The organism is Mesorhizobium sp. AR02 (assembly GCF_024746835.1).
In the GTDB taxonomy this organism is placed as follows: Bacteria; Pseudomonadota; Alphaproteobacteria; order Rhizobiales; family Rhizobiaceae; genus Mesorhizobium.
Genome location: NZ_CP080530.1, coordinates 738,002 through 762,357, shown reverse-complemented (window position 1 = coordinate 762,357; position 24,356 = coordinate 738,002). Strand labels below are relative to the sequence as shown.

The following is a 24,356-nucleotide window of genomic DNA, read 5'->3' as shown; positions in this document are numbered from 1 at the left end:
AGAAACGAGGTTTATCTGGCGCTTCAAATGCGCAGAATATTGCATTCCGCTATGGTGGTCGCCCTTCAAATTTGAGCTTGGCGATAGGGTCTATGAAACGGGCCGCTTACACGTGCGAACCTTGATGAAGCGCATGGGCATAGAGGCGCTTTATTGCACCAACTCATCCGCGTCTGGGTGGTTCGCTGTTCCTTAACGCTATGATCCTGGGGCAAATGCTGCCAGGATTTAATCCAAGCGAACGTATGTTGAACGCTGCGGACGCTTGTATTGAGATGTGCCCCGTTCTTGGTGCGCCTTTCCTGTGAAAAAAGCGGAGAAACCGCATCCTTCTGCCGGCCCTTGGTCGCCAGCGTCAGATGGCGCACGCTCTCGGCGTCGATCTCGTCGCGGCGGTAGGCATTGTGGCACAGTGCGGCCTGCCTTGAGCAGCCGGGCTCACAAGCGGGATCCGCTTGGGGTCGCCAGCAGTGACGGAGCTGGCTCGGCAAAATTGAACAGGGGGTTAAGTGGAATTTCTGCCTGAGCTGAGCCAGAGTGGCTCACGAACAGGAGCTGAAATGCCGAAACGAATTCGCCGTAACCATGCTGCTGGTTTTAAAGCAAAAGTGGCGCTTGCGGCCCTGAAAGGGGAAAAGACGCTATCGGAATTGGCGCAGCAATACGATGTGCATCCCAATCAGATCGCGGATTGGAAGAAACAGCTTCTTGAGGGAGCCGCGAGCGTGTTTCACGGTGGGGAGAAAGCGGCACCAGCGGTCGATGTGAAGGTTCTTCATGCCAAGATCGGCGAATTGACGCTAGCCAATGATTTTTTAGGCTCGGCGCTCGACAAGGCCGGGCTGTTGGCGAGCGTAAAACGATGATTGATCGCGACCATGACTTGCCGATTACAAAGCAGGCTGCCGAATTGGGGATCAGCCGGGGCAGCGTCTCGCCTCGGCCCGTGTCAGCCGCCGATCTGAAGCTGATGCGCCGGATCGACGAATTGCACATGGATTATCCGTTCGCCGGCAGCCGGCTGATGCAAAAACTCCTGAAGCAAACCGCGCACCAGCAAGCCCGGGGATGGGCACAAAATCTATCCCTATTTGTTGCGCAAACTGCCGGTCACCCGGCCCAATCAGGTCTGGGCGACAGACCTGACCTATATCCCGATGGCACGTGGGTTTTGTTATTTGGTCGCCATCGTCGACTGGTTTACGCGCAAGGTTCTGTCCTGGCGGCTCTCCATCACGATGGACACGGCGTTCTGCATTGAAGCACTCGAGGAGGCGCTCGCCCGATATGGCAAGCCGGAAATCTTCAACTCCGACCAGGGCAGCCAGTTCACCAGCATCGAGTTCACCAAGATCCTGCTCGATCAGAAAATCCAGATCAGCATGGATGGTAAGCGCGCCTGGCGCGACAACGTCTTCGTCGAGCACCTATGGCGAACCGTCAAATACAACGAGGTCTATCTCCATGCCTATGAAAGCGTCAGCCAGGCACGTGCTTCCATCGGTAAATTCCTGACTTTTTATAACCAGAGACGACCTCATTCGAGCCTTGACGACAGAACGCCCGATGAGGCCTACTTCATCCCAATGACGCTTCCCGAAGCGGCTTAAACACAGGTAGGATTCCACTTATAAATCGGGAAATCCTGTTCAAACACACCGAGCCAGCTCTGTCGCCCGCGCAAGGAAATGATATCACGATAGGAAAGAAGGCGAAATAGCGGCGGCGCGAGAAACGCGCCGGACCTCACTCCGTGCTTGTGCGGATTTCAGCACACGCCGCTGGCGCGTGACCTTATCGAGAGAAGGGCTGAGTGTCGGGGATTGGAGGTCACTCTGAGCGTTACACCGCAGTCTGGCAGCGGCCAAACGATTGCCGCTGCGACCCCATATAGTCCGGCGCGCCACAAATGACGGAAGTCGACTGGCCGCGTTGCGACAATAGTTGCGTTCCTGGCGCGCGAACGCTGGGCTGCCGCCGCACCGCTCGGATCAGCTGCGCCGGATGCGAGCCGTCGACGCCAGCTCTGCGGATTTCGAAAAGAAACAACGGGTCGATCCCTCAAGCGACCGTCGGCTGACTTGAGTCCAAGCGCGGTGCCACGTTGGACCGCGATCTCGAAGGTCAATTGCTTGACCGCGTCAGCCAAGCGGGCGCCCAATATCGTGGATGGAGTTCGCGGCGGATCGTTCGAAAGCGGTTGCGTCTAACCACGCTGCCCCAGTGCCGCGCTCAAGCCTGAACAGGCTGGCATTATGTGTTTCATCTTTCCTCGCCCTTGGCTGATTGGAGTGGGTCAGCTCACGAAGGTCATAAGTTCCGGGTCGGATGGGAAATCGGTCAGGCAAGGCTGAACACGCCCGAAAATACCGGCAGCTTATGACGCTCGATCAGGGCGTGGAAACGAGCGTGAGCGTCAAGCAGTTCGTCCAGATCGAAACAGAAGGAGATAGCCAGTTGCTTTGTCACGAACGGAGTGAACACAGTTGGCGCGGGCACGACGGAAAGCTCGGCAAGAGCTTTTAGTCCAGCGATCGTACTGTCGGATGGTTCTATTCCGGTCAGGAGGCAACTGCCGGCACGGAAGGGACCGAAAACGTCGACCGCATCAGCGAAAATAGGCAAATAGTCGCTGAAGACATACGTGCCTTTAAAGCCGCGGATGTATTTTCGTCGCACCTCGGCGCCGACTATCTCGACACCAGTATTAAACCGTGTGACGCCTGCTTCCCGAAGTTGAGTAAGATATTCTATCCGTCGTACTCGGTCGTTCCTGACGCTCGGAGGAACCACCTGGGATAAATAAATGTCGTGTGCGTAGCCTGCGTCACGCAGTCGTCGTGCGAGTGCCGCGTGCCGTTCGAGTTCTTGTGCTTCGTCCTTGATGCTCCCTGTGCAGAGCCAGACAATGTCATACAGACTGTTGAAGTTATGACCGTTACGCTCAATATAGGAGAGGCACTCTTGGAAGTTGGATTGGTAGTCTGTGCTACCCCCGCCGCGTATGGCCATTACCTCCCATTCGTTCTCCTTAAAGCAATAATCACAAGAATAGCAGCAATAAACATGATGATCAAAAACGAAGCTGCGAGCGCCATTTTTGCGTGTTATGCCGAAATTGTACATACCGGTCGGCGCTCTGTCTGGATCAATAAATTGACGGCAGGGTACGTGCTCGGTCACACCATTGATTGTCGCGATCAACGCCTCGCCGTCGAACATGAAGGGCGAATCGGAGTTCACTCTCGCGGTGATTTTCTTTCGGAATACTCCGTTGGACAATTCAATCTCGATGCGGGGGATCACTTGCCCCAAGATCGGTAACCGGATTTCTGTCGTGAGAAGCTGGACCCCATCGCGAAGTACGCCGAGGCGCATAACCTCCTCAATGCGAAGGTTATGCCTGTTTTCCAGCGCAATGCCAAATCGGGTCAATCGCTTGCTTTGAACACTCATGGTCCTCTCCCAATCCATCTTATCGACCAAAGACGCGCGGCACCGCCCTCCCCTGAAAAATGGATCTGCAGATCCCTGAGTTCGATAATCAACGAGGACAAAACAGTTGATTTGCGGAGCTTTCCCTGGGGTCGGGAACCGGTGCTTCGGTCGATCGGCTAAATCTCGCCCATTCGCGCAGGACGCCGCAAGAACTGTGCCAACTGCAGGAGGCGCCGGGATCGCGATACGAGATACTGTTTAATGGTAGCGTCGCGCCAACCTTTGAGTGGGCGCAGGGGTTGTCGGTCGTGGACCTGCATGCGGTGATGGACATGGAGTTCTCGCGCCAGGTTGCCAACGGTCTTGTGATTTGTGCCGTAGCGTTGGCCCGCGTCCTCAGGCCGTCTTGACCATGATGTATTGCTCGATGGATCACCTCTGTCGTCGTGATGCTCCCATGCACAATCTGGCCCATCGCGCTCCCTGAATTCGGACCACAAGGATGCCCCATCAAAGTCGGATCAAACGCGGCTGGCCACGCTCTTGGTGCCGGTACCATAAGTCCGCAAGTACCCCGACAACGCCGTCAATGGGGGCCGACCCTGCTAACCGAAGATCCGCAGACGCAGTTCCAGTGCGAAAGACGCAGGCTAGACGGCCCTCTTGTTGCCCCACAGCAGAACGTGCAGCTGCGGCAGCACGCGGGCTTCGAACCACCTGTCGCCGGTTACCTTTTCAACCAGCCACTCCATGCGTTTCATTATTCCGTCCAGATCGACAGACGCGTCTTCGTTGCCAGGACGGGGCGGCGTGTGATTGCCGGGTTGCAGGTAAACCGGAAGGCGCGGAAATCGCTCCGCGGCGCCTTTCGCGTAGGCGTAGTCGCTCTCGTCGAAAACAACGAGCTTGAGCACGATCTGCGGCTTCTCCTGCGCCGCATCGACGCACGCCTCGAGAGTGGCCCAATCGGTCCTCATTTCGCTTGAAGGCGGCTTAGGGCTGAGGACCAGCACGTCGAGGTCGGCAAACCAGTCCCTGACCACCGAACCTTGGGTCTCGAGCGCAAAACGGTAACCTTCACCATGGCCTCGCTCGATGAGCGCACGAAACGGCTGAATGGCCGGATTTCCGCCTGATAGCGACACCATTACTGGCCGGCCGCCGGAAAGCGTAACGACGGTTTGCCATACCGCGTCGATTGGCATCATCTCCCATTCATGGCGGTATTGATTGTCCACCGCATGGAGACTGTCGCACCAGGAACAGCGATAGTCACACCCGCCGGTTCTGATGAAGACCGTCGGCAAACCGATGAGCACGCCCTCGCCTTGGATCGTCGGCCCGAAAATCTCGCTCACGCGGATTGCGGGATGCGGATCGGTCATGGCCGGTATTCCGCCCAGGTTTTCGGCGTTTCGCTCACCCGCACGGCCGAGGTTTCGGGCAGGAGTGCCTTGCACCATAGATAAAAATGTCTGGCCAGGGATTCCGCGGTGACTCGCTCATGTCCGAGCACGTCGTTGAGATGTCGATGATCGAAGCTCTCGTCGATATAGCGTTTGAATGGCGCCAAATCGTGATAGTCGCGCACGAAACCGTTGTCGTTCAGTCCATTCGCTGAAAGCTCCACTTCGACGATGTAGTTATGCCCGTGCAGGCGCGCGCATTGGTGATCGGGCGGCAACGAGGTGAGCTGATGCGAGGCCGAGAAGTGGAATTCCTTGGTGATGCGAAACATTATGCGATCCTCCTTCGCAGCGCATCGAGCCAGAAGTCGGAGTCCTCGTAGTCGGTGGGGTCCAGGTGCCCAGAGAGATGAAACGCCTCGCGCCGCTCGACGCAGGTCCCGCACCTCCCGCAGTGACGCTCGGCGCCCTTGTAGCAGGACCAGGTCTGCGCAAATGGCGTGCCGTATGTTGCTCCATCCCTAACGATGTCTGCCTTCGTGAGATTCACATAGGGCGCATAAAGGCGAACCTTCGCGTAGCCGTCGAGCGCGCGGTCTTGCATCATCTGGAAAGCGTCGATGAAGGCCGGACGGCAGTCGGGATAAATGAAATGATCCCCACCGTGCACGGCAGTCGCCACCGCTTCGACCTTGTGCGCGGCGGCGAGACCGAAGGCGGTGGCCAACATGATGGCGTTCCGGTTCGGCACCACCGTGACCTTCATCGTGTCTTCGGCGTAGTGCCCATCCGGCACATCCACACCGTCGGTCAGCGCGGAGCCGGAAAGGCCGCGGCCGATTTGGCGGATGTCGATGCTGCGATGCGGTACGTTCAGTCGTTCAGCGCAAAGGGCGGCGAATCCCAATTCCTTCTGGTGCCGTTGGCCGTAATCGAAAGATAGGAGGCCGGCGAGCTCGTACTCCGCTGCCACCTTGTGAGCAAGAGTAACGGAGTCCAATCCGCCGGAGCAGACGACTAGAGTTTTCATCGTTGGGTCCTTGTTTTAACCGGGTAGGCTGCGACCGGAGATTTCTCTGCGCTCCCAGTACTTCAGGAAATCCATTTTGTGAAGTGAACGGGGGACAAGTTTCATGCTCGGACGTGCCGCTGTGTGCAAGGCGCGCTCAAGGCGGTGAGCCTGCAGGGAACACGGAAACGGACGCTTCAGTGGATGTTCAAAGGCGTACCAGAATATGCTCTGAAGGAGGTACGACTCTTCGGAAACAGGGTTCTCGACGCTTCGATCAAGCGCCCGGCGGTGCCGAGCTCCGAGGGACGCCGCGCGAGGGTTTCATGTACAAGACGGCCCGAGGATGGGCTTGCCGCAAAGAACGGATTTACCAGGTGGCATTTTTTCGCAGCCGCGCCGAAATGCAGATGTCTGGAATGATCGACATCAATTGTCGCGGCAACTTGGCTGGCCGGCTCTTCGGGTTCCGTAGATCCCGCGCATTCCGCTTCAGGATCGGTTCGAACCGGAGCACGCCCTCGGTCAGTGGCCGACCGGCAAACCCAAACTAAATGATCGGTCGTGAGCCGACATCTGTGAACAAGCCGTGTGCGTCGATTGCAATGACCCCTGTGTTACGTGCAGTTACCTTATGGCAGTGGATGAACTGGATTTGATGGTTTTCCAGATGGCGGTCGAAAGCGTCCGCTCTCTCTCCTTAAGCTTCGCGGAAAAGGCCGCGGAGATAGCCACCAGGAGCCGCGGTATCCTGCTTTTCGACGTGCGCGTCGACGGTGACGCGGAGGTCCAGCGGGTCGCAGCCATCCGATATCAGGGCGACCACACCGGTGTGCTGGCGTTGGACAGACAGGGCCTTGTTACCCACCATTGCATCGTCAATGGTACTTTCTCACATTTCATTGCGCCATTGGAAAACTGGAACAGCATGCCTTTGTCGATGCAGGCCAAGATCGATGCCAACGGCCATGCCAGTCTCTTCCTAGGCGCCTTGCGAAATGCCGGACATATGCTGGGCAGCTAGCATTTGGCTAGAACCATCTGTGGATTTTTGCATGCGGCATCGTTGCCGGCACTGCAGGCATGATTGTCGTGCTCGAAAACGGCTCCGGCGGCCTATTTGCAAAGTCGAATGTCCCGATTCCGAAGCCAAGGACGACACCGACCACAGCGAAGAATAGTAACAACAGGGGCGACGCAAGCTGCCCTGCCCTTTTCAAGCAGGGAGGTGCTTCCGGTGCTCTCACCGACACGAGATCGCAAATGGCACGTGGGTGAGCGCCAGAACTGGCGGCACCCCATGGTGATCGGCTCTCCTCGCTGGAGGAAGCGCCTCGGGCGCCAGGCAGAGGCGGAAGCGACGGTCGAACACTGGCTGGCAGCTCGGGATCTGATCGAGGCGTAAGTCGGACAAGGAAACGTTGTGTCCTATGTCGACGTTCCTTAGAAGCGCACCGGCAGCCTGGGCGGGGGGCTTGGGGTTTAGACTGCCGGCGCACGCCACTCATGAAGAGCGGCCCCTTTTCGCGGTTCCGACACCCATAGTCAACCCGGCAGTGTCTGGGTGCGAGAGCGGCCCACCAAGTTGGGCAGGATCGGCCGACACGGCCGACATCTCGCCGCTCTGACAAGAGCACAGCGGGCATCGCTCCTTGTGATGTGTAATTTGCGACTGATAGTCGAACGTCAAGAGCGCCCGGGTCCTGGAAACGAAGAACGGGGAGACGCGAATGCCTTCTGGCGTCGGCCAACCTGATGCTCCAGCCAGTATCGCGTTGCCGACCAGCATGAGTTCGCCGTTGGCAAACCTTCGTCACGAGCCGATGCTCTCGTGCACATGTCGCAGCACTCCGGGCGGCGATATCGCCTAAGACAGTATGAAGAAGCGTTCCAACTTCATATTCGGCGAACCCTTGTGCAATTCCTGACTCGGACAGTTGGACGAGAATTCTCTTGGCGGTACTGCGCCACTCATTTGCAGATTATGCGACATCACGCGGCGTCCGATATGTCCGACTCTGCCTCAAGAATTCCCACAGGTATGGACAGCGATCTCGCTATCCGATCCCGATAGCCCTTGTTGAACCTCAGACCCGACTCGATGTTTTGGATTTCCTCAGCGGCAAGCCCGCACGCCACTGCGAGGTCCTCGATCGAATATCCAAGGTGCTCACGATAAGCGCGGATGATGTGGGTCCCCTGCGACATAGCCGTCAAGACTGGCTCGGGACTGCGCGAATCCTTCATAGACACCTCCAAGAAGATAAGGAGCGCCTGATAAATCGGGAGATTTCCTCCCGGACCTGGCGCGCACCCAGCAAATCAAAAAAAATGGACGTCGATTCGGCCGGACCGGCGTCATCCATAAAATGGGCCACCTGAAATGGACAGCCAGGTCGGAATATGGCGACTCACCTGCTTCTGATCAAGTTTCAAGAACCTGCCTGCCCTGAGATGGCCCGATCAACTGTACCGCATTCGTCCTGCGATTCCACGCGACTCATCCTCGCCGATGGCATTCTTGAACAGCAACTCGAACTCCCCCTGCCTCCGCCTCCAGCACCGTCCACCCAGCCTAGCGGACGCTGATACCTTCGACCAATGTCCGCCGCCGATGCAGCGAAAAACGCGCTATGTTTGAACCACACATCGATTAGCGCTGTTAACCAAATTTTTTAAGCCGCCGATGCTTATTAGCAGACTGAAAGGATGGGGCGGCCGAGGATACAGCCGAAAGGGCCGCGGGCTTCTATGCTGACGTCGTAACCGGGGCAGATTACCGGGCGGTGGGGGTTTGCAGGCGCGTGCGTTCGTGATTGATCGGGATAGGGGGACGCCTCGCGACGCCACCCCTCCCACACCACCGGGCATACGGGTCCGTACCACGGCGGTTCGATCGGATTAAGCTTGGGCAGAGACATGGAGTCGAGGGAGGCCGAGAGACTCGAAGTAATGGTTGCGCAGGGCCTGTTGGACCGCCGGGTGTCCTGACATGCGCCAGAATTCCGTCGGCGAACCGGCGGCAGCCGCAGCACTGAACTTTGGGACGCCACGATGGCGCAGTTCCTTGAAGCGGTTGTGCCCGTTCCCCCATTGCCGCCAGAGATACATGCGTAGTCTTCGGCGGATCCACGCTTCCAAGTTCGTAAGCACCCGTGGGGTCTGGCAGAAGCCGAAGTAACCGCGCCATCCGATGAGGTATGGCTTCAGCTCTTTGATCAACTGCGGCAGACTGATCCCCCGTGTCCTGCGTGTCATGTCCCGGATCAGCGTCTTGAATTTGTCGAGGGCCTTCGGCGCGATGCGCCGCTCGCTCCCGTCATTCGAGATGCTGAACCCCAGGAACTTCCGCACCTCCGGTCGCGCCACAGCGCTCTTTTCCTCGTTGACCTTCAGCCGCAGCTTCTTGGTCAGGAACCGGCTGACGGAAGCCATGACCCGTTCGCCAGCGCGGCGGCTGCGAACATAGATGTTGCAGTCGTCGGCGTAGCGGCAAAAACGGTGGCCACGTTGGGTCAGTTCCTTGTCGAGATCGTCGAGCAGGAGGTTGCTTAGGAGGGGCGAGAGCGGGCCGCCTTGCGGGGTCCCCTCGTCCACCGGACGGACCAGGCCGTCCTCCATCACCCCCGCATTGAGGAATGCACGGATGAGTTTGAGCGCACGCTTATCGGACACCCTGGCGGCAACGCGCGCCATCAGGCTATCGTGATTAACCCGGTCGAAAAATCTTTCGAGGTCGAGGTCAACCACGTAGCTGTAACCCTCGGCAATGTAGCATTGCGCTTGGGCTACTGCCTGATGGGCGGAGCGTCCCGGGCGGAAGCCGTAGCTGTGCTCCGAGAACGTCGGGTCCCACTGCTCTTGGAGGACCTGCAGCATGGCTTGCTGGATCAGTCTGTCGACGACGCAAGGTACGCCGAGTTTTCTGACCCCGCCGTCCGGCTTGGGGATTTCGACCCGCTTGACCGGCTGCGGCTGATAGGTTCCCTCAAGCAATCGAGACCGGATGCTTGGCCAGTGCTCACGCAGGTAGCCCTTGGCATCGTCGATGGTCATCCCATCCACGCCTGGGCTACCCTTGTTGCTTCGAACGCGTTTCCACGCTGTTTCCAGATTCTCTCGGCTACATACCGTCTCCATTAGCTGTTCTGTCCAAACCGGGCTTTCGGGTGCCGACTTCGCCACGAGTGGTTCGGCCCCTTGGTAACCGTTGACAGGGGCTTCACCCCGATCCCTCGGTGCCAGGGCCAGTGAACACTGGGTCTTCTGCCGCTTTCCACTCATGAGTTGCCAGTCCTACTTGCCACTTCCAGTCGTTCGGGCCTTCGATCATCGTTTCCGGCTCGGCCTATCCATTTGCTCCGCCTTTCGGCCTTGGAGTGCCTCACTAGCCTTACCGACAGCATCACCTACTATGCCCTCTGCTGACTCCTGCATCACGGTCAGGTCACCTTGCGGTTCCCTCAGTTCCGAAGTCGGAACATGACGCAGGCCTCCCCAGGTAAGTTCAATCGCCTTCCCCGCGCACCTGCCGGATCTACAGCCCTGCCCCTTGATGGATATGGACTTCGCGACACGTTGCCCGCTCGTCCAGCCAGGGATGCCTCATATCCGGTTTCTGTTCGTCAGGTCGCGGTTTTGCTCCACGCTTCCTTCAGACACCACCTCGCGGTAATGCCCTTGCGCTTTGCTAAGCCTTCACCTCCATCAGGTTGGCTAAGGGACTCTCACCCCCAAGCGGTTGAACATGCTGGGCACACAACTAAACCGCTGCCGCGGTAGCTGACGCGCGGGTCTGGCCTGAGGAGGCCCCTGTCTGAGAAGATTTGGTGTCGAGCCAACCTTCCAGACAGGAGAACCCCAGATGGCCCAGATAAGCCCTCTGCGTCAGCGGATGATTGAAGATCTGACGATCCGCAATTTGTCACCGGAGACCCAGCGATCCTACGTGCATCACGTGGCGAAGTTCAGTCGATTTTTTGGACGATCACCCGATCAATTGGGATACGAAGAGGTGCGCGCCTATCAGGCCCACTTGGTGGGCCGAAGGGTCTCGTGGGGCGCGTTGAACCAGACCGTTTGCGCCTTGCGTTTCTTCTACGGCGTGACGCTGGGTCGATCTGATCTGCCTGAGCGGATCGCTTACGCCCGGACGCCGCGCAAGTTGCCGGTCGTGCTGAGCGCCGATGAGGTGGTCGGCTTTCTGCAGGCCGTGAAGGGGACGAGGAACCGGGTCGCTCTGATGACCACCTATGCGGCGGGCTTACGCGCCGCGGAGGCGGCGTGTCTGCGGGTGAGCGACATCGATAGCAGCCGGATGGTCATTCGCATCGAGCAGGGCAAGGGCGGCAAGGACCGCTATGTGATGCTGTCGCCGCAGCTGCTGGAGATTTTGCGCGTCTATTGGCGGTTGACCAAGCCGGGGCGATGGCTGTTTCCCCGGCGCGATGGCCGCGGCCCGATCCACCCGCAGACCTTGGGGATCGCCTGTCGAGCAGCCTGCGAGTTCCTGGGCGTTGAGAAGCGGGTGACGGTGCACACCCTTCGTCACAGCTTCGCCACCCACCTTTTGGAAGCCGGCACGGACATAAGGATCATTCAGGTGCTGCTGGGCCATCGCAGCCTGGCGACGACGACACTGTACGCCCAGGTCTCAACGGCAGTGATCGGCCGGACCGCCAGTCCTTTTGACCAACTCCACATGGAGATCACGCCGCCCGGCTGAGCCGCGCGCCATGCGCCCGGATCTGGAAGTGGCGGATGTATTCCACCGTCACGGGGATGATTATCGCCGCGACCATGCCGGCCATCTCGGGCGTGTCGAGCGCCGGGTCATGGCCGCGGTGGAGGCGTGCCGGACCGCGGCCCTGGGTGGTCACGCCGAACACTGCACCGACTGCGGCCTCGTGCGGCAAGCCTATAACTCCTGCCGCAACCGCCACTGCCCTAAGTGCCAGGGCCTAGCCCGCGCCCAGTGGCTGGCCGAGCGGCAGGCTGAGCTGCTGCCGGTCCCATACTTCCACGTGGTCTTCACCGTCCCGGCCCAGATCGCTGAGATCGCCTTCCAGAACAAGGCGGCGGTCTATGCGATCCTGTTCAAGGCCGCATCCGAAGCCTTGAGGGCGGCGGCGGCCGATCCCAGGCATCTGGGCGCCGAGATCGGCGTGGTCGCCGTGCTTCATACTTGGGGTCAAAATCTCCACCATCATCCGCATGTCCACTGCGTCGTGCCGGGCGGCGGCCTGTCGCTCGAGCCTGCCCCGGCGACGGCCGGGGACCGGCGATGGATCGCCTGCCGGCCGGGATTTTTCCTGCCCGTGCGGGTTCTGTCGCGCCTGTTCAGGCGGCTATTCCTGGAGCACCTGCAGGACGCCTTCGACGCCGGCCAGCTTCGCTTCTTCAGCGATCTCGCCAGCCTGGCCGACCCTGCCACTTTCTGCGCCCAACTGGCTGGACTGAAGCGGATCGAATGGGTCGTCTACGCCAAGCCCCCGTTCGGCGGTCCCGAACAGGTCCTCGCCTATCTGGGCCGCTACACCCATCGCGTCGCCATCGCCAACAGCCGCCTCGTGAGCCTGGACCAGGGAAAGGTCAGCTTCCGCTGGAAGGACTATCGCCACCACGACAAGTCCAAGCACAAGCTCATGACCTTAAGCGCCGACGAGTTCATCCGGCGCTTCCTGCTGCACGCTCTTCCAGACGGATTCCATCGCATCCGCCACTACGGCCTCTTCGCCAACGGCCACCGCGTCGCCAAGCTCGCCCAGTGCCGTCTTCTTCTGGCGGCGCCCACGCCGCCGACGCCGGACCCGACCGCCGACTATCGCCAGCGTTACCGCTGTCTCACAGGGCGCTCCCTGGACATCTGTCCGGGCTGCGGCGGCGCCATGGCCTCGCTCGGCCCGATCCCGCGCAAGGCCCAGACCTGGCCAGACACCTCATGACACGCCGCGCACCGACACGCTCGCACCGTCCATCCCGGCGTCTGCTACAGTCGCCGCCGGGCCTTTGCGCGCCGCTAGTCAAAGTCGCAGCCTGGCTATCGCCAGCAACGCTGCACCTCAGCGTCAACGACCCAATGGCGCCGTCTCTCGCGTCGCAGATGGTCCTGCATCGCGACGACGGGCGACTGCCCCAGAGCGATCGGCGAGCCCGCTCCGGCGCCTCGGACACACTGTCGACCCCTAAATCCCCATAGCCCCGCCCGCCATCCCGCGGTTCAGTTCAATCAGGCTTCAATGTAGTCGCGACCCATGCGTGCCCGCCCAATCGCGCCCGCGACCACACAGAACCCTCCAGATTCACCCTTTGCGTGACGCGGCCTTTATCAACCAAAGACAGCTGCGGCTGATTTGATGATGATGCCGCCATGCGGGCTTCGGCGCATCTGACGACCCGTGGCGGTGCGAAAAACATTCGTCAATTGCAGCGCAGGCGGCACGCGCGACCACAAGGTTCGCACGCTCTCCCGGCCATGCCGGGTTTTGCGAATGACGTTTCCTGTGACGACGCGCTGCGACCATCGGAAGCCGATCTCGTGGAAATACAGGTCGGCATGCTGCGGGCTGATATGATGAAAAACGCCGGCGATGGTACGGCGGACGCGGGAGTTGAAGCCCTCCACCGAATTGACGTGGACGGCGTCGCGCACATACTCACCGCTGGAATGCTTCACTGTCTCATGCTTGGCAAAGCTCTACCAATGGCCATGAATGCCTTCCACTCGTCGCTCATCAAATGAGCTCCCAATTCGATCTGCGCTTCAATGACGCGTTCGCTTGCTCGCGCCGAGAGACTGGTCACGACCGCGGCACGCGCGTCACCGGCCAGAGTGCCAGGCATGACGTCACTCGGGCGCCGCACCATTGCCATGACTGGCGTTTTGTCCGTATTCGCCTGGCCTTTCCGGCCGCGGCCCGGAGGCGGGTCGTCGGGATTCTTTCTGGGCCTTCCACCGAGATGGAAATGGTCGATCTCCACCGTGCCGGCGAGCATGTTCTCCCGCCACCATGAGACGCAGTGCATGTCCCATCCGCCAGGCCGTTGGCTGGCTCACCCCGAGCGCCTCGGCCAGGCGCACCGACGACAAACCCTTGTCGGATTGCAGTAACAGCCACATTGCCTTCAGCCAAACACGCAAGGGAAGCTTCGTGGAGTGCAGAGGCGTGTGTGTCGTCACCGTGAACTGGAACCGGCAATCGCCGCTGGAACATTGATAAAGACCCGGTCGGGCGCGACGCTTGCCGGTATCGCGACCGCCAAGCGCAATCGAGCGTTTGTATCCGCAGGCGGGGCAGATCCGGCCATCCGGCCACACCATGCTTTCCAGCAACCGACGGCAATGCTGCTCATCCCGGAAGGCCGCGATCATTTCTTCAACAGTCCGAATGTTGGAAAGCGCTGCAAGTATTTCAGGCATTCTCACCTCCTTAGACCAGCCCGAAGAATCGCATGAAAGGCCATAGGTCACAAGGATATTGCGGTCTTTGGTTGATAAGGGCCGTGACGCTACCACCGACTGATTCGCTTGAAGGCTTGTCGCTTGCGGAACTCCGCGGGCTGGTTTCTGCGCTGATCGGCGAAGTGCGCGGTCTTCAAGGCCGGGTCGAGAGCCTTGAGATCGAGAACCAGGCGCTACGCGCCGAGAACCAGACCCTGAAGGATGAGATCGCCCGGCTGAAGGACCTGCCGCCGCGTCCCCCGGTCAAGCCGACCAAGCCATCGGGCATGGAGAAGGCGACGCAGCCGACATCTGGCAAGGGCAAGCGCCGCCGGCGCGGCGCCAAGCGCGACGGCGGTCGCGTGAGCCGCGAGGTGACGGTTGCGGTGAGCGCTCCTGCGGGCTCTCGCTTCAAGGGGTATGAGACGATCCTGGTGCGCGATCTGGCGTTGTCGGCCGAGGTGGTGCGCTATCGCCGCGAGCGCTGGGTGACACCGACCGGCGAAACGATGGTGGCGCCCTTGCCGGCGGGGATCATCGGCGGCTGGGGCGCGAACCTGCGCCGCTTCATTCTGGCCTGTCACATTCAAGGCCAGGTGACGACGGAGCGGTTGACGGCGTTGTTGACCGGGATCGGGGTCGACATTTCGAAGCGCCAGGTGGTGCGGCTGATTTCGGAGGGCCTGGAGGCCTTCGCGGCGGAGGACCGTGACGTGCTGCGCGCCGGGCTGGCTACGGCGCCCTGGATCACCGTCGATGATACGTCGGCGCGCCACGCCCACCAGGACGGCTACACCACCCAGATCGGCGATCGCCGCTTCACCGCGTTCCGCACCGGGCGATCGAAGTCACGGGAGGCGTTCCTGGCGACGCTGCGTGCCGGGCACAGCGATTACTTCATCAATGAAGAGGCCCTGGCCTATATGCGCGGCCGCAACCTCGCCGGTCCGGTGATCGCGCGGCTGGCGGCTGCGCCGCACAAGGCATTTGCCGACAGCGCCGCATGGCAGGCGCATCTGGCCGCACTCGGCCTCGACCAGCTCGCGGTTGAGCCCAACCCAGTCAGGATCGCCACCGAAGGGGCGATGTGGGGAGCGATCCGCCACCACGGCTTTCTCGCCGATACCGTCGTCGTATCCGATGATGCCGGCCAGTTCCGCATCGGCGACCATGCTCTGTGCTGGGTCCACGCCGAGCGGCTCGTCCACAAATTGATACCCGTGACCCCGGATCAACGTCAGGCCGTCGACATCATGCGCCAGTTGATCTGGTGGTTCTATCGCGACCTCAAGAGCTACCAGCGTGCTCCTTGTCCGCGCCACGCGGCGGCCCTGCGCGCCCGCTTCGAGCGCCTGTTCAAACGACGAACCGGCTACGTCATGCTCGACCGGCTTCTTGCCAGGCTGCATCGCCGCAAGCATGAACTCCTGCGCGTTCTCGATCGTCCCGAGATCCCACTCCACACCAATGGTTCGGAAAACGACATCCGCACCTTCGTCACCAAGCGCAAGATCTCCGGCGGAACCGTCAGTGAGGCAGGCAAGAACGCCCGCGACGTCCTGCTCGGCCTGATGAAGACCTACATCAAGCTCGACGTCTCATTCTTCCGCTATCTCGGCGACCGCCTCGGCATACCAACACAAGAGTCGATTCCGCCGCTCCCGGATCTCGTTAGGCAAGCCGCTCAAGCCTGACTGCCCGGTAATCTGCCCCGGTTACGGGACTAGCGTGAAGTCGCCGCGGTTCCCGGCATGTATCACGTCAAATCCACCAGTTGAAAAATATACAAAAATATATTTTCAAATATATTTTTGTATATATCTCCAATTCTTGGTAGCTAAATATCAATGTCATAACGTCTTTGACATAAAATAAGCAGATATATTATTAAATATACCCTGCTCCTCTTGTCTTAGACACCATATGAGGTATCTACAGACCCAGGCCTTCCACTCAACTTCACATTCAAAGGAACATCGTCATGCCTGAACCCGAACGCACTGAAGCCGAACGCACTGAAGCCGAACGCTTTGTGTGGCAGAAACTTCGTCGCCATTTCAACACCGATGATTTGACGGCTCTCGTGAGCTCACGCTGGAAGTTTAACGCACATCTCCTGCCGGATCTTCAATCCCTTATTGAGGACCTAATCGCACCTCGGTCCCCTGAGCTCTTGGGCTTCCACCAAATGTACGAGTTTTTGCCGATGAAGCTGTCAGACTTGACCACTTCCGAGGGAGAACACGTCGTGCGGCTGGCGCCCGTGCAGCGTCAGGACATCGACATTGGCGAAGATGAGCCATATCCTTCGATTAACAACGGTATTTGGCTGATAACGATCGACGACGGCACGCCTGCAGCAATCATGCTGTCGAAGTTGCTTACCTGCCATGGGCCAATGGTCCAGGTCGAAATAGGTCATATGCCTAATGAGCTGGGTCATGCCTTCGCTAAGCACTTTCTGCGCACAATTGAGGCCCAGGGCAAGAGCTCCAGATATTATCGCAACAAGGCTGTATCTTTTGAGTCCAGTGGAGGGTTTGGGGGCACGCAGGAAACAATGCGGGTGCACAAGCTTCCTGCTGTAAGCCGGAACGACGTAGTGCTTTCCAAGGCGACTATGGCCCAGCTCGATACGCACATCTTCGATTTTGTTAAATGCCGGGAGGAGTTGAAGCGCCTCGGCCAATCGGGGCGCAAGGGTATTCTTCTCCACGGACATCCTGGCACCGGCAAGACCCATGTCGTCCACTATATTGCTGCCAACCTGCCCGAGCACACCACAGTTCTGGTCACGGCTGAGCAGATGCTGGATATGGAGGAATACTTCGCGCTGGCTCGCGTCCTGCAGCCATGCATCATGGTGATTGAGGATGTGGATCTGGTTGGCCGTTCGCGCGAAGATATTTCTGGTCAAATGGCAGAAACCCGCCTGAACCGTCTGTTGAACGAGTTGGATGGACTTGGCGTAGATTCAGACATCCTCATCATCATGACCACGAATCGGCTGAACTCCCTCGAGGGGGCGCTCGCCTCGCGCTCGGGCCGCGTAGATGTGGCCCTCGAGATTCCTCTCCCTGATGACGGTTGCCGCGAGCGGTTGATCGAGCAGTACGGTCATGCGCTGAACTTCCAGGGCGAAGCTTTGGCCGAAGCCGTAGCCCGTTCAAGGGGCGGCAGCGCGGCTTATGTCAAGGAGATGGTGCGCCGTCTCACGCAACGAAGCGTTGCGCGAGGCGGCAGCCTCAGTGTCTCACGCGAGGATGTGAAGGTGGTCTTCGCCGACGCTGAAGCAGTACTCAACCCCCTCAAGAGGGATGAGGAAACGGTAAGGAGACACATCGTCGAGGAAGACGATGAAGACGATTGCGATTGCTGACGCTTGCAAGGCGTCCAACGCGTTATGCTGGCACCTTCCTTGCCGGTATGAGAAGCCGAGGAAGCGGGCGCGTTTCGGCGCTCTGCTTCCACGCGATGTTCCGCCACATCTCAGTATCCGCCCGGTTCGCCTCCAACGCAGTGCGGAATTTCGTCTGCATGATCGCATGCCGGAGCTGGAGAAGGAGATTTCAATTGAAGATGCATAAGAGGACCTCTGAGGGCACCGTAACGTTAACCGGGCATCGATCAAAATGTGGGATGGCGGCATGACCAGATTTTCCCGTGATCCTCTTTATCGTCGCCACCGATTTCCGGCGCAGGTGATTGCCCATGCCGTTTGGCTCTATTTCCGGTTTCCGCTCGGCCTGCGGATGGTCGAGGATATGCTGGCAGCTCGTGGCGTCATCGTCTCTCACCAGACCGTGCGACTTTGGGCTGAGAAATTTGGCAGACACTTTGCCAATGATATCCGGAAGCGATCGGCCGGCAAGCTCGGCGACAAATGGCATCTCGATGAGGTTGTCATCACCATCGGTGGAAAGAAACACTGGCTTTGGCGCGCCGTTGATCAGGACGGGTTTGTTCTCGACGTGTTGGTGCAAAGCCGTCGCAATGCCAAGGCGGCAAAGCGCTTGATGCGAAAGCTTCTGAAAGGGCAAGGCCGTTCGCCGCGTGTGATGATCACCGACAAGCTTCGATCCTACGGTGCGGCGAAGCGGGAGATCATGCCAGGCGTCGAGCATCGCTCGCACAAGGGCCTGAACAATCGGGCGGAGAACTCTCATCAACCCGTCCGACGGCGGGAGAGGGTCATGAAGCGCTTCAAGTCAGCGCGACATCTTCAGCGTTTCGTTTCCGTCCACGACCCGATCGCCAACCTCTTTAACGTTCCCCGCCACGATATTCCATCCACCCACCATCGAGAACTGCGAGCAACTGCCATGCAAGCATGGCGCCAAATCGCCCGCCTTCACGCCGAATGAACCAAAGCCTCACTCCCAGATCTTGTTTTCACAGCGTTAAGTTTACGGTGCCGACTGTTCCTGCGGTTCGTCGCAAAACGCGCGGAAAAGAAGGTGGCGGTGATCACGCTGGCCGATCTGACTGCCGGTGAGGTGGCTGCCTTCCTCGCTCACACCGAGCACGATCGCGGCAGCACGATCGGCACGCGCAACTGCAGGCTTGCCGCGATCCGCAGCTTCTTCAACTTCGTCGCGACCAAGGATCCCGCATCGATCGCTCAGTGCGTGGAAATCCTTCACATTCCGGTCAAGCGGGCGCCGATATCAGAACCCTGTTATCTGGACCCGGCGGAGGTGGCAGCGATCCTTGCCCAGCCAGACCGCTCCACGCTCGAAGGCATGCGTGATCACGCGCTGCTCTCGTTCCTCTACAACAGCGGGGCACGGATACAGGAGGCTCTCGAGCTGTGTCCCAAGGCGATCCGGTTCGATAGCCCAAGTTGCGTTCGCCTTACCGGCAAGGGCCGCAAGGAACGGATCTGCCCACTCTGGCCGGAAACCGTGCTGTTGCTAAAAAGGCTGCTGGAGCGACAGCCGCGTACATCGGACCAGCGGCTGTTCGTCAATCGGTATGGCGCGCCGCTCAGCGCATCCGGCGTTCGGTTCAAGCTTGCGGCCTATGTGAAGGCGGCGGCCGAAACCTCGCCAACGTTACGGATTAAGCATGTGACGCCCCACAGCTTCCGGCACGCCACCGCTGTCCACCTCGTCTCGGCGGGCGTCGACATTACCGTCATCCGCAGTTGGCTTGGTCATGTGAGCCTCGACACCACCAATCACTACGCCAGGGCCAATCTGGAAACGAAGCGAAAGGCGCTGGAACAGGTCAGCGTTCCGGAACCGGCACGGCATCCCCCGTCATGGAAGCGGGATACGAGCTTGCTCGCCTGGCTCGACACGCTCTGAAATAATGCGAAGGACCGTCGATCAGAAACAGCATCAATCCCGGATCCGGCCGATGTTCCTTCACATTACGGCCACCTTGCGATTAAGCGGTATCCTGCAAGTGGATGGCTACTCGGCCTATACCAACCTGGTCAAGGCACGGGCCAAAGCCGGCAGCAATGAAACAATCCGGCTCGCCGGGTGCTGGGCTCACCTGCGGCGCAAATTCTACGACCTGCACATCAGCGGGGTCTCGCAGGCCGCGACGGTAACGATCATCGCCATGACCGAATTGTGGAAGCTCGAGGACGAGGTTCGCGGCAAGGATGCCGGAAGCCGCGCCGCGCTGCGTCAGGAAAAGTCCGTGGCCATTGTCGCGAGCCTCTTCGATCTATGGGAAGCGGAACTGGGCAAGGTCTCCGGAAAATCCAAGACCGCCGAGGCGATCCGCTACGCGCTCACCCGGCGGGAGGCGCTGGAACGCTTTCTGATGGACGGTCGCATCGAAATCGACTCCAATATCGTCGAGCGTGCAATCAGGGCCCAGACAATCACGCGAAAGAATAGTCTATTCGCCGGCAGCCAAGGCGGTGGACGAACCTGGGCGACGGTAGCCACCTTGCTGCAAACCTGCAAAATGAACAGCGTCGATCCGCTCGACTGGCTCTCGCAGACCTTGACCCGCATCGCTCAAGGCTGGCCGGCATCCGAGATCGAAATGCTCATGCCTTGGAACTTTAGGCCTGACGTTATCGGCTGACCGCTTACGATTGAAATGGATTGCGCGCAGATACATTGTGCGTCCTTATTCCACGCATCGTCTTACGTGCTCGGCGCCAGACATGACTGCGCTCAAAACGTCAGCTTGAAGCCGGCGGACACGGTGAAGGCATAGAACTCCATGCCAGCGCCATCCTTGAAGATCGCACTTTTGGCGCCCCACATTGTGGTATCGCCTTTCTGGCGGAAGTACTTATCGAAATTGCCGGCTAGGAAGAGGCTGGCGCGTTCGGTCATTTGAAAATCGGCCTTGGCGCCGACCGAGATAAAGGGGATGACACCGAAGGCATCTTCAAACAGCCGAGGCTTGCCCGTCCAGTGATGGTCAATATCGTTTGCGTCGATGGTAAGGCCGCCGCGGAGCAGACCCGAGAGCGTCAAATTGCCGAATTTCGTGATCGATTCCGCACCAAGGAAAACGCCCGGATAGCGCTGTTCGTAACTGATGCCAAGTTCGCCGTCCTGGAACTTGCCGCGAGTGTCGCGGAAGCGTATCTCACTATGGACGAACGAACCGCCATAGGCGCTCCACATCACGTTGGTGTACTTGAAGCCGCCATGCAGGTTGATGGCCGTGGCATCGTTGATCACGACGTCTCGGCCTACTGCCATGTCTAGGCTGATGTAGCGGTCAAGGTGAGTGTCGGGGTGGATCGACTGATGCCACCAATCGGCAGCAGCAAAGCTCGGTGCAACCCAATCATCGTCATCAACGGAATATGGTGCAACCCAATCATAGTCTACCATGTGGCTGTTGCCAGAGAAGCCTACCAGGGCGTTGGCTGAAAAGGTCCAGCGGTTCATGACGTCAGCCTTGAAGCCGGCCGTCAGAACCGGCGCGTTGGTTTGCCAGATCAATTTGCTGATACGATTGCCCCCGTCGTAGACAAGCTCGTTGGCCTTGAGCCACGTGTAGCCAATGCCACCAAGAAACACGGCGCTCTTGTCGGGCGCTGAATAGATGGTCGAATGCGCCGCCATGGTGATGGTCGACCACGTGCAGAACGTGCCGAAAGCAAGAATTGCAAATGATGATATGCAGCGATTCATGGGGCAGCCTCCTCGGGATAGCCGTTGGTGATCTTCCGTTGAACGCCGGCGGCTCTCAGCGCCCGTTCGCAGGCGTTGTTTGTCGCGTCGACCATTCCTGGGCATTGGTGCAAAGACGTTGGACTCCGATGCGATGTCCAGGACGGCTTTGGTCATTGCCCTTTGTCTGGTGCGCTGCCTTGATCTGGATCAGTTTTAGGGCGAACGGCGTGGTTAAATTTCGGCTCGCAACCCGTTGTGGAAGTTCGCCCGCCCTCGGTCGACTCACCCCCTAAGCAGGCCGTGGCTGGGAATTGTATTGGCGTCGTCGATATCGGCAGCGGCGCGAATGACCACGCCACCCAGCTCGATCTCCACCGACGCAGATGCTGTCGGCGTGACTTCGACAAAGCCGAGCCGTATCCAGCTGCGGCCTGACCGCAGCGCTCTTGATCGCCTCGCGCCGCCAGCCGAACAGCTGCGAGCTCGCCAGTTCAGCCTGGCGCGCGATCGCCGACACGTTCGCACCCGGCTTCAGAGACTCTTCAACCAGCCGTGCCTTCGCTCCGCCGACCAGCGCCGCCGCGGGCGCTGCGGACTTGCGTCCAGCCGGTTCGCAACCGCCTCAAGGACATGGAAGCTTCTATCATCAGGCATAGGCGCAGACATAGAAATTGACACTGCAAGCTCCTCAGCTCCTTCAGTGTCATCATCTCTCGCCCATCATCTCATGTCGCGCCAGATGGGGTGAGCTTCACGCTTACGCTTCTTCAGAAGTCGCGTCAGCAGGCGCTTGGCGGCCTTGCTGTTGCGACGCGTCTGGACAATCTCGTCGAGCACATATCCGTCCTGATCAACCGCTCTCCACAACCAGCACTTCTGACCGTTGATGCGCACCGCGACTTCATCCAGATGCCAGACATCGTCTTTCGTCGGCGACTTGCGGCGTATGCGGCGCGCATAATCAGGGCCGTGCTTTCGGCACCATCGGCGGATGGTCTCGTAGGAAACGACGATCCCGCGATCGAGCAGCATTTCCTCGACATCGCGCAGGCTCAGATTGAAGCGGAAGTAGAGCCAGACAGCACGGGCCACGATTTCGATCGGATAGCGGTGGTTCTTGTAGGTCGGTGCACTCACGGTCATGGGCGCGCTGCTACCTCAATTTCCTTACCCCTCAATCAATGTGACACCACCGAGCACCCTCCTCCCCTCGCGGGATATATGGGTCAGAGACACTTGCACAGCGATTTGCAAGATAGTTTACTGACTCAATGAATCTGAAGAGGAGTGACCCATGGGGAACCAGCAATCAACTTTTGCTTCGTGCACCTATCGCGGCGTCGACGGCTGCGACCTGGGCCAGACCGCGACGCTGGGAAAGCAGGCGTTGCCTTGTGGCGTTGCCGCCATGGCATGGCTCGTAACCGCCACCTTGAAAAAATGGCTTGTCTGCTTGCCGGTCCGGAAAGACGAGGGCGTTGTGCAACCAGCAAAATGGCCGACGTCGCCGGCGAGAGGCTGAAAGCAGGCGTAGCCGTCACCCTCCCCGATGATCTCGATCGTCGCATCCCCCTCTACGCCCAGATCGAGCGTCAGGCTCGCAAAACCCATCGCGGCATTTGGGCCAGCACCTTCCAGATGCCTTGGCTTCACCGGAAATTCTCACCTGTAAACCCATGACCCCCGAGCACGATATGCGTTCTTTTCGTCACATCCTCCACCTCGTCGCATCCGCGGCCTTGCTCGCCGGTTGCGCCGAGCGAGTGCCGGATGCTTCACATTCGGCTGGCCCCGTTTCGGCTACGGACTCCTATTGGAAGCCTGATCGGGTCAGTCGCAGCCGGCAAGAATATGCGCCAGACTGGGGGCGCTTCCCGCCGGTCATTACCCGGCCAGCCGGCTACCCAACCGAAGCTCAGGCGAATAACGCCTTGCGCCGCTCGCATTGGAGCTCCGTGCCTGTGCGTACGCTCATCACCAAGGAAGGCATCAAGACGATCTCCGTCCCCGCGGAAGCCCCGGACACGATCGCTGCAGGCGTTCGCGTCTTTGCCTGCCGGCCAGGGGCGCTCAACGGCTATACTGGCCGCGTGCAACTTTACGACGGCCCCGTCGTCGCCTGCGGTTCCGACCTCCTGTCTGCCGATGGTCGCGTGCTCGCCCGAGTACCCCTCAATTTCTATTACTGGCAGAAGGCTTGGCGCGTCCAAGACCCGAGGCCGTCCTACAAGTCTGTCCCGTGGGCTTACCAGGAACCCTCGCCGCCCAAGAGCAAGGGCTGGTTCGGCGACCGCTACTAAGCGGCGGCCGTCGCACTGCCGCGTGTCGGCTGGCCAGATGCGCACAGAAGCCGACGGCCAAACCAACGGCGCCGGCGTCGGAAAGATTGTCCGCGGGCATATGAGAGGTACGCTGCGAGCGGCTTTTACGACGCTCCGGATGTGTCGTCACGCAGCGTGCCAATTCACCACCGCGTCTCTTCGTGCAAATCCCAGTTCGAAGATTGCGACGACCGTCTTCGGCGACTTCGAGCGTATTGCATGTGGTCGCGCCAGCAGTCATGGCGACCTTCACGCATGGAGGCCGCATCGCTCACCTCCGGCCGAATCCCTATGCGAGACCGATCCTGTCGTTCGGCCAAAGCGTTTCGCAAGGCTTTAGTTCAATCTCTTTCCTGGCGAAATCAGTGTCAGTGCATGGCATTGCTGACGGTCGCCCACGAAGATCAAACTGCGGATATCGTGCATTCAGAATTCCGGGGGATAGAGCGGCAGGCCGCACAGCCCCCAACATGGTAGCTACTTCGCGGTCGAAGTCATCTGGTTAGGCTCTGCTCTTCTGCTGGGGACTCGTTTCGTACGAACACGTCCAGCACTTGCGCGATATCGACCCCTGACGGCGATCCGTTGCGCACCATACCCCTACCGCCGAGCGCATGGTTCCAATGACGCAGCATGCCGCGA

17 protein-coding genes and 4 pseudogenes are annotated in these 24,356 nt (G+C 59.6%); 11 read left to right on the top strand and 10 right to left on the bottom strand.

Annotated features, from left to right (window positions below; genetic code table 11):
* Positions 1–560: 560 nt before the first annotated feature.
* A pseudogene (locus DBIPINDM_RS03525) lies at positions 561–1,610 on the top strand (IS3 family transposase).
* Between the two features lie 730 nt (positions 1,611–2,340).
* Here DBIPINDM_RS03525 and DBIPINDM_RS03520 read toward each other — a convergent pair.
* From DBIPINDM_RS03520 to queC, 4 genes are all read right to left on the bottom strand, one after another.
* Positions 2,341–3,456, bottom strand: coding sequence for a hypothetical protein (locus tag DBIPINDM_RS03520; protein ID WP_258580776.1), 1,116 nt, complete (start codon positions 3,454–3,456; stop codon positions 2,341–2,343).
* 632 nt (positions 3,457–4,088) lie between these two features.
* Complete coding sequence (queE, locus tag DBIPINDM_RS03515; RefSeq protein WP_258580775.1) at positions 4,089–4,823, bottom strand: 7-carboxy-7-deazaguanine synthase QueE; 735 nt, start codon at positions 4,821–4,823, stop codon at positions 4,089–4,091.
* A complete protein-coding gene (gene queD, locus DBIPINDM_RS03510; protein WP_258580774.1) occupies positions 4,820–5,176 on the bottom strand; it encodes a 6-carboxytetrahydropterin synthase QueD in 357 nt (118 codons plus the stop codon). Before queD ends, queE begins: the two co-directional genes overlap by 4 nt.
* A complete protein-coding gene (gene queC, locus DBIPINDM_RS03505) occupies positions 5,176–5,874 on the bottom strand; it encodes a 7-cyano-7-deazaguanine synthase QueC (RefSeq protein ID WP_258580773.1) in 699 nt (232 codons plus the stop codon). Before queC ends, queD begins: the two co-directional genes overlap by 1 nt.
* Before the next feature lie 613 nt (positions 5,875–6,487).
* Here queC and DBIPINDM_RS03500 point away from each other — a divergent pair.
* Positions 6,488–6,877 carry a hypothetical protein gene (locus DBIPINDM_RS03500; RefSeq protein ID WP_258580772.1) on the top strand — a complete coding sequence of 130 codons (390 nt, stop codon included), beginning with the start codon at positions 6,488–6,490 and terminating at the stop codon, positions 6,875–6,877.
* Positions 6,878–7,845: 968 nt separating this feature from the next.
* On the opposite strand, the gene DBIPINDM_RS03495 is transcribed toward DBIPINDM_RS03500, so the two are convergent.
* Together DBIPINDM_RS03495 and ltrA are read right to left on the bottom strand one after the other, a co-directional pair.
* A complete protein-coding gene (locus tag DBIPINDM_RS03495; RefSeq protein WP_258581214.1) occupies positions 7,846–8,061 on the bottom strand; it encodes a helix-turn-helix domain-containing protein in 216 nt (71 codons plus the stop codon).
* A 693-nt stretch (positions 8,062–8,754) separates the two neighbouring features.
* Positions 8,755–10,137, bottom strand: coding sequence for a group II intron reverse transcriptase/maturase (gene ltrA, locus DBIPINDM_RS03490; protein WP_318036874.1), 1,383 nt, complete (start codon positions 10,135–10,137; stop codon positions 8,755–8,757).
* 580 nt (positions 10,138–10,717) lie between these two features.
* On the opposite strand from ltrA, the gene DBIPINDM_RS03485 reads away from it, so the two are divergent.
* Both DBIPINDM_RS03485 and DBIPINDM_RS03480 read left to right on the top strand, forming a co-directional pair.
* Positions 10,718–11,578, top strand: coding sequence for a site-specific integrase (locus tag DBIPINDM_RS03485; protein WP_258580706.1), 861 nt, complete (start codon positions 10,718–10,720; stop codon positions 11,576–11,578).
* A 10-nt stretch (positions 11,579–11,588) separates the two neighbouring features.
* Complete coding sequence (locus tag DBIPINDM_RS03480) at positions 11,589–12,797, top strand: IS91 family transposase (RefSeq protein WP_258580705.1); 1,209 nt, start codon at positions 11,589–11,591, stop codon at positions 12,795–12,797.
* Between the two features lie 383 nt (positions 12,798–13,180).
* Here DBIPINDM_RS03480 and DBIPINDM_RS03475 read toward each other — a convergent pair.
* Positions 13,181–14,272, bottom strand: a pseudogene (locus DBIPINDM_RS03475) (IS1595 family transposase).
* 83 nt (positions 14,273–14,355) lie between these two features.
* Between DBIPINDM_RS03475 and DBIPINDM_RS03470 the strand changes: the two are divergent.
* The 5 genes and pseudogenes from DBIPINDM_RS03470 to tnpC form a co-directional block, all read left to right on the top strand.
* On the top strand, positions 14,356–15,987 hold the full coding sequence (locus DBIPINDM_RS03470) for an IS66 family transposase (protein ID WP_416361680.1): 1,632 nt from the start codon (positions 14,356–14,358) through the stop codon (positions 15,985–15,987).
* Between the two features lie 287 nt (positions 15,988–16,274).
* On the top strand, positions 16,275–17,672 hold the full coding sequence (locus tag DBIPINDM_RS03465; protein ID WP_258580771.1) for an AAA family ATPase: 1,398 nt from the start codon (positions 16,275–16,277) through the stop codon (positions 17,670–17,672).
* Between the two features lie 268 nt (positions 17,673–17,940).
* The gene (locus DBIPINDM_RS03460; protein WP_258580770.1) at positions 17,941–18,657 is read left to right on the top strand and encodes an IS6 family transposase; all 717 of its coding nucleotides are present in this window, start codon (positions 17,941–17,943) and stop codon (positions 18,655–18,657) included.
* A gap of 51 nt (positions 18,658–18,708) precedes the next feature.
* Positions 18,709–19,602, top strand: a pseudogene (locus tag DBIPINDM_RS03455) (tyrosine-type recombinase/integrase); the annotation flags it as partial.
* Between the two features lie 88 nt (positions 19,603–19,690).
* Positions 19,691–20,341 (top strand): annotated as a pseudogene (gene tnpC, locus DBIPINDM_RS03450) (IS66 family transposase); the annotation flags it as partial.
* Positions 20,342–20,433: 92 nt separating this feature from the next.
* On the opposite strand, the gene DBIPINDM_RS03445 reads toward tnpC, so the two are convergent.
* From DBIPINDM_RS03445 to DBIPINDM_RS03440, 3 genes are all read right to left on the bottom strand, one after another.
* Positions 20,434–21,411, bottom strand: coding sequence for an omptin family outer membrane protease (locus DBIPINDM_RS03445; RefSeq protein WP_258580769.1), 978 nt, complete (start codon positions 21,409–21,411; stop codon positions 20,434–20,436).
* A 271-nt stretch (positions 21,412–21,682) separates the two neighbouring features.
* The gene (locus DBIPINDM_RS43565) at positions 21,683–21,910 is read right to left on the bottom strand and encodes a hypothetical protein (protein ID WP_416361679.1); all 228 of its coding nucleotides are present in this window, start codon (positions 21,908–21,910) and stop codon (positions 21,683–21,685) included.
* Positions 21,911–22,113: 203 nt separating this feature from the next.
* Positions 22,114–22,536: an IS6 family transposase gene (locus DBIPINDM_RS03440; RefSeq protein ID WP_416361678.1), complete on the bottom strand. Its 423-nt coding sequence runs from the start codon at positions 22,534–22,536 to the stop codon at positions 22,114–22,116.
* Between the two features lie 351 nt (positions 22,537–22,887).
* Here DBIPINDM_RS03440 and DBIPINDM_RS03435 point away from each other — a divergent pair, with 351 nt between their 5' ends.
* Together DBIPINDM_RS03435 and DBIPINDM_RS03430 are read left to right on the top strand one after the other, a co-directional pair.
* Complete coding sequence (locus DBIPINDM_RS03435; protein ID WP_258580768.1) at positions 22,888–23,073, top strand: hypothetical protein; 186 nt, start codon at positions 22,888–22,890, stop codon at positions 23,071–23,073.
* A gap of 281 nt (positions 23,074–23,354) precedes the next feature.
* Positions 23,355–23,693 carry a hypothetical protein gene (locus tag DBIPINDM_RS03430; protein ID WP_258580767.1) on the top strand — a complete coding sequence of 113 codons (339 nt, stop codon included), beginning with the start codon at positions 23,355–23,357 and terminating at the stop codon, positions 23,691–23,693.
* The last annotated feature ends 663 nt before the right edge of the window (positions 23,694–24,356 follow it).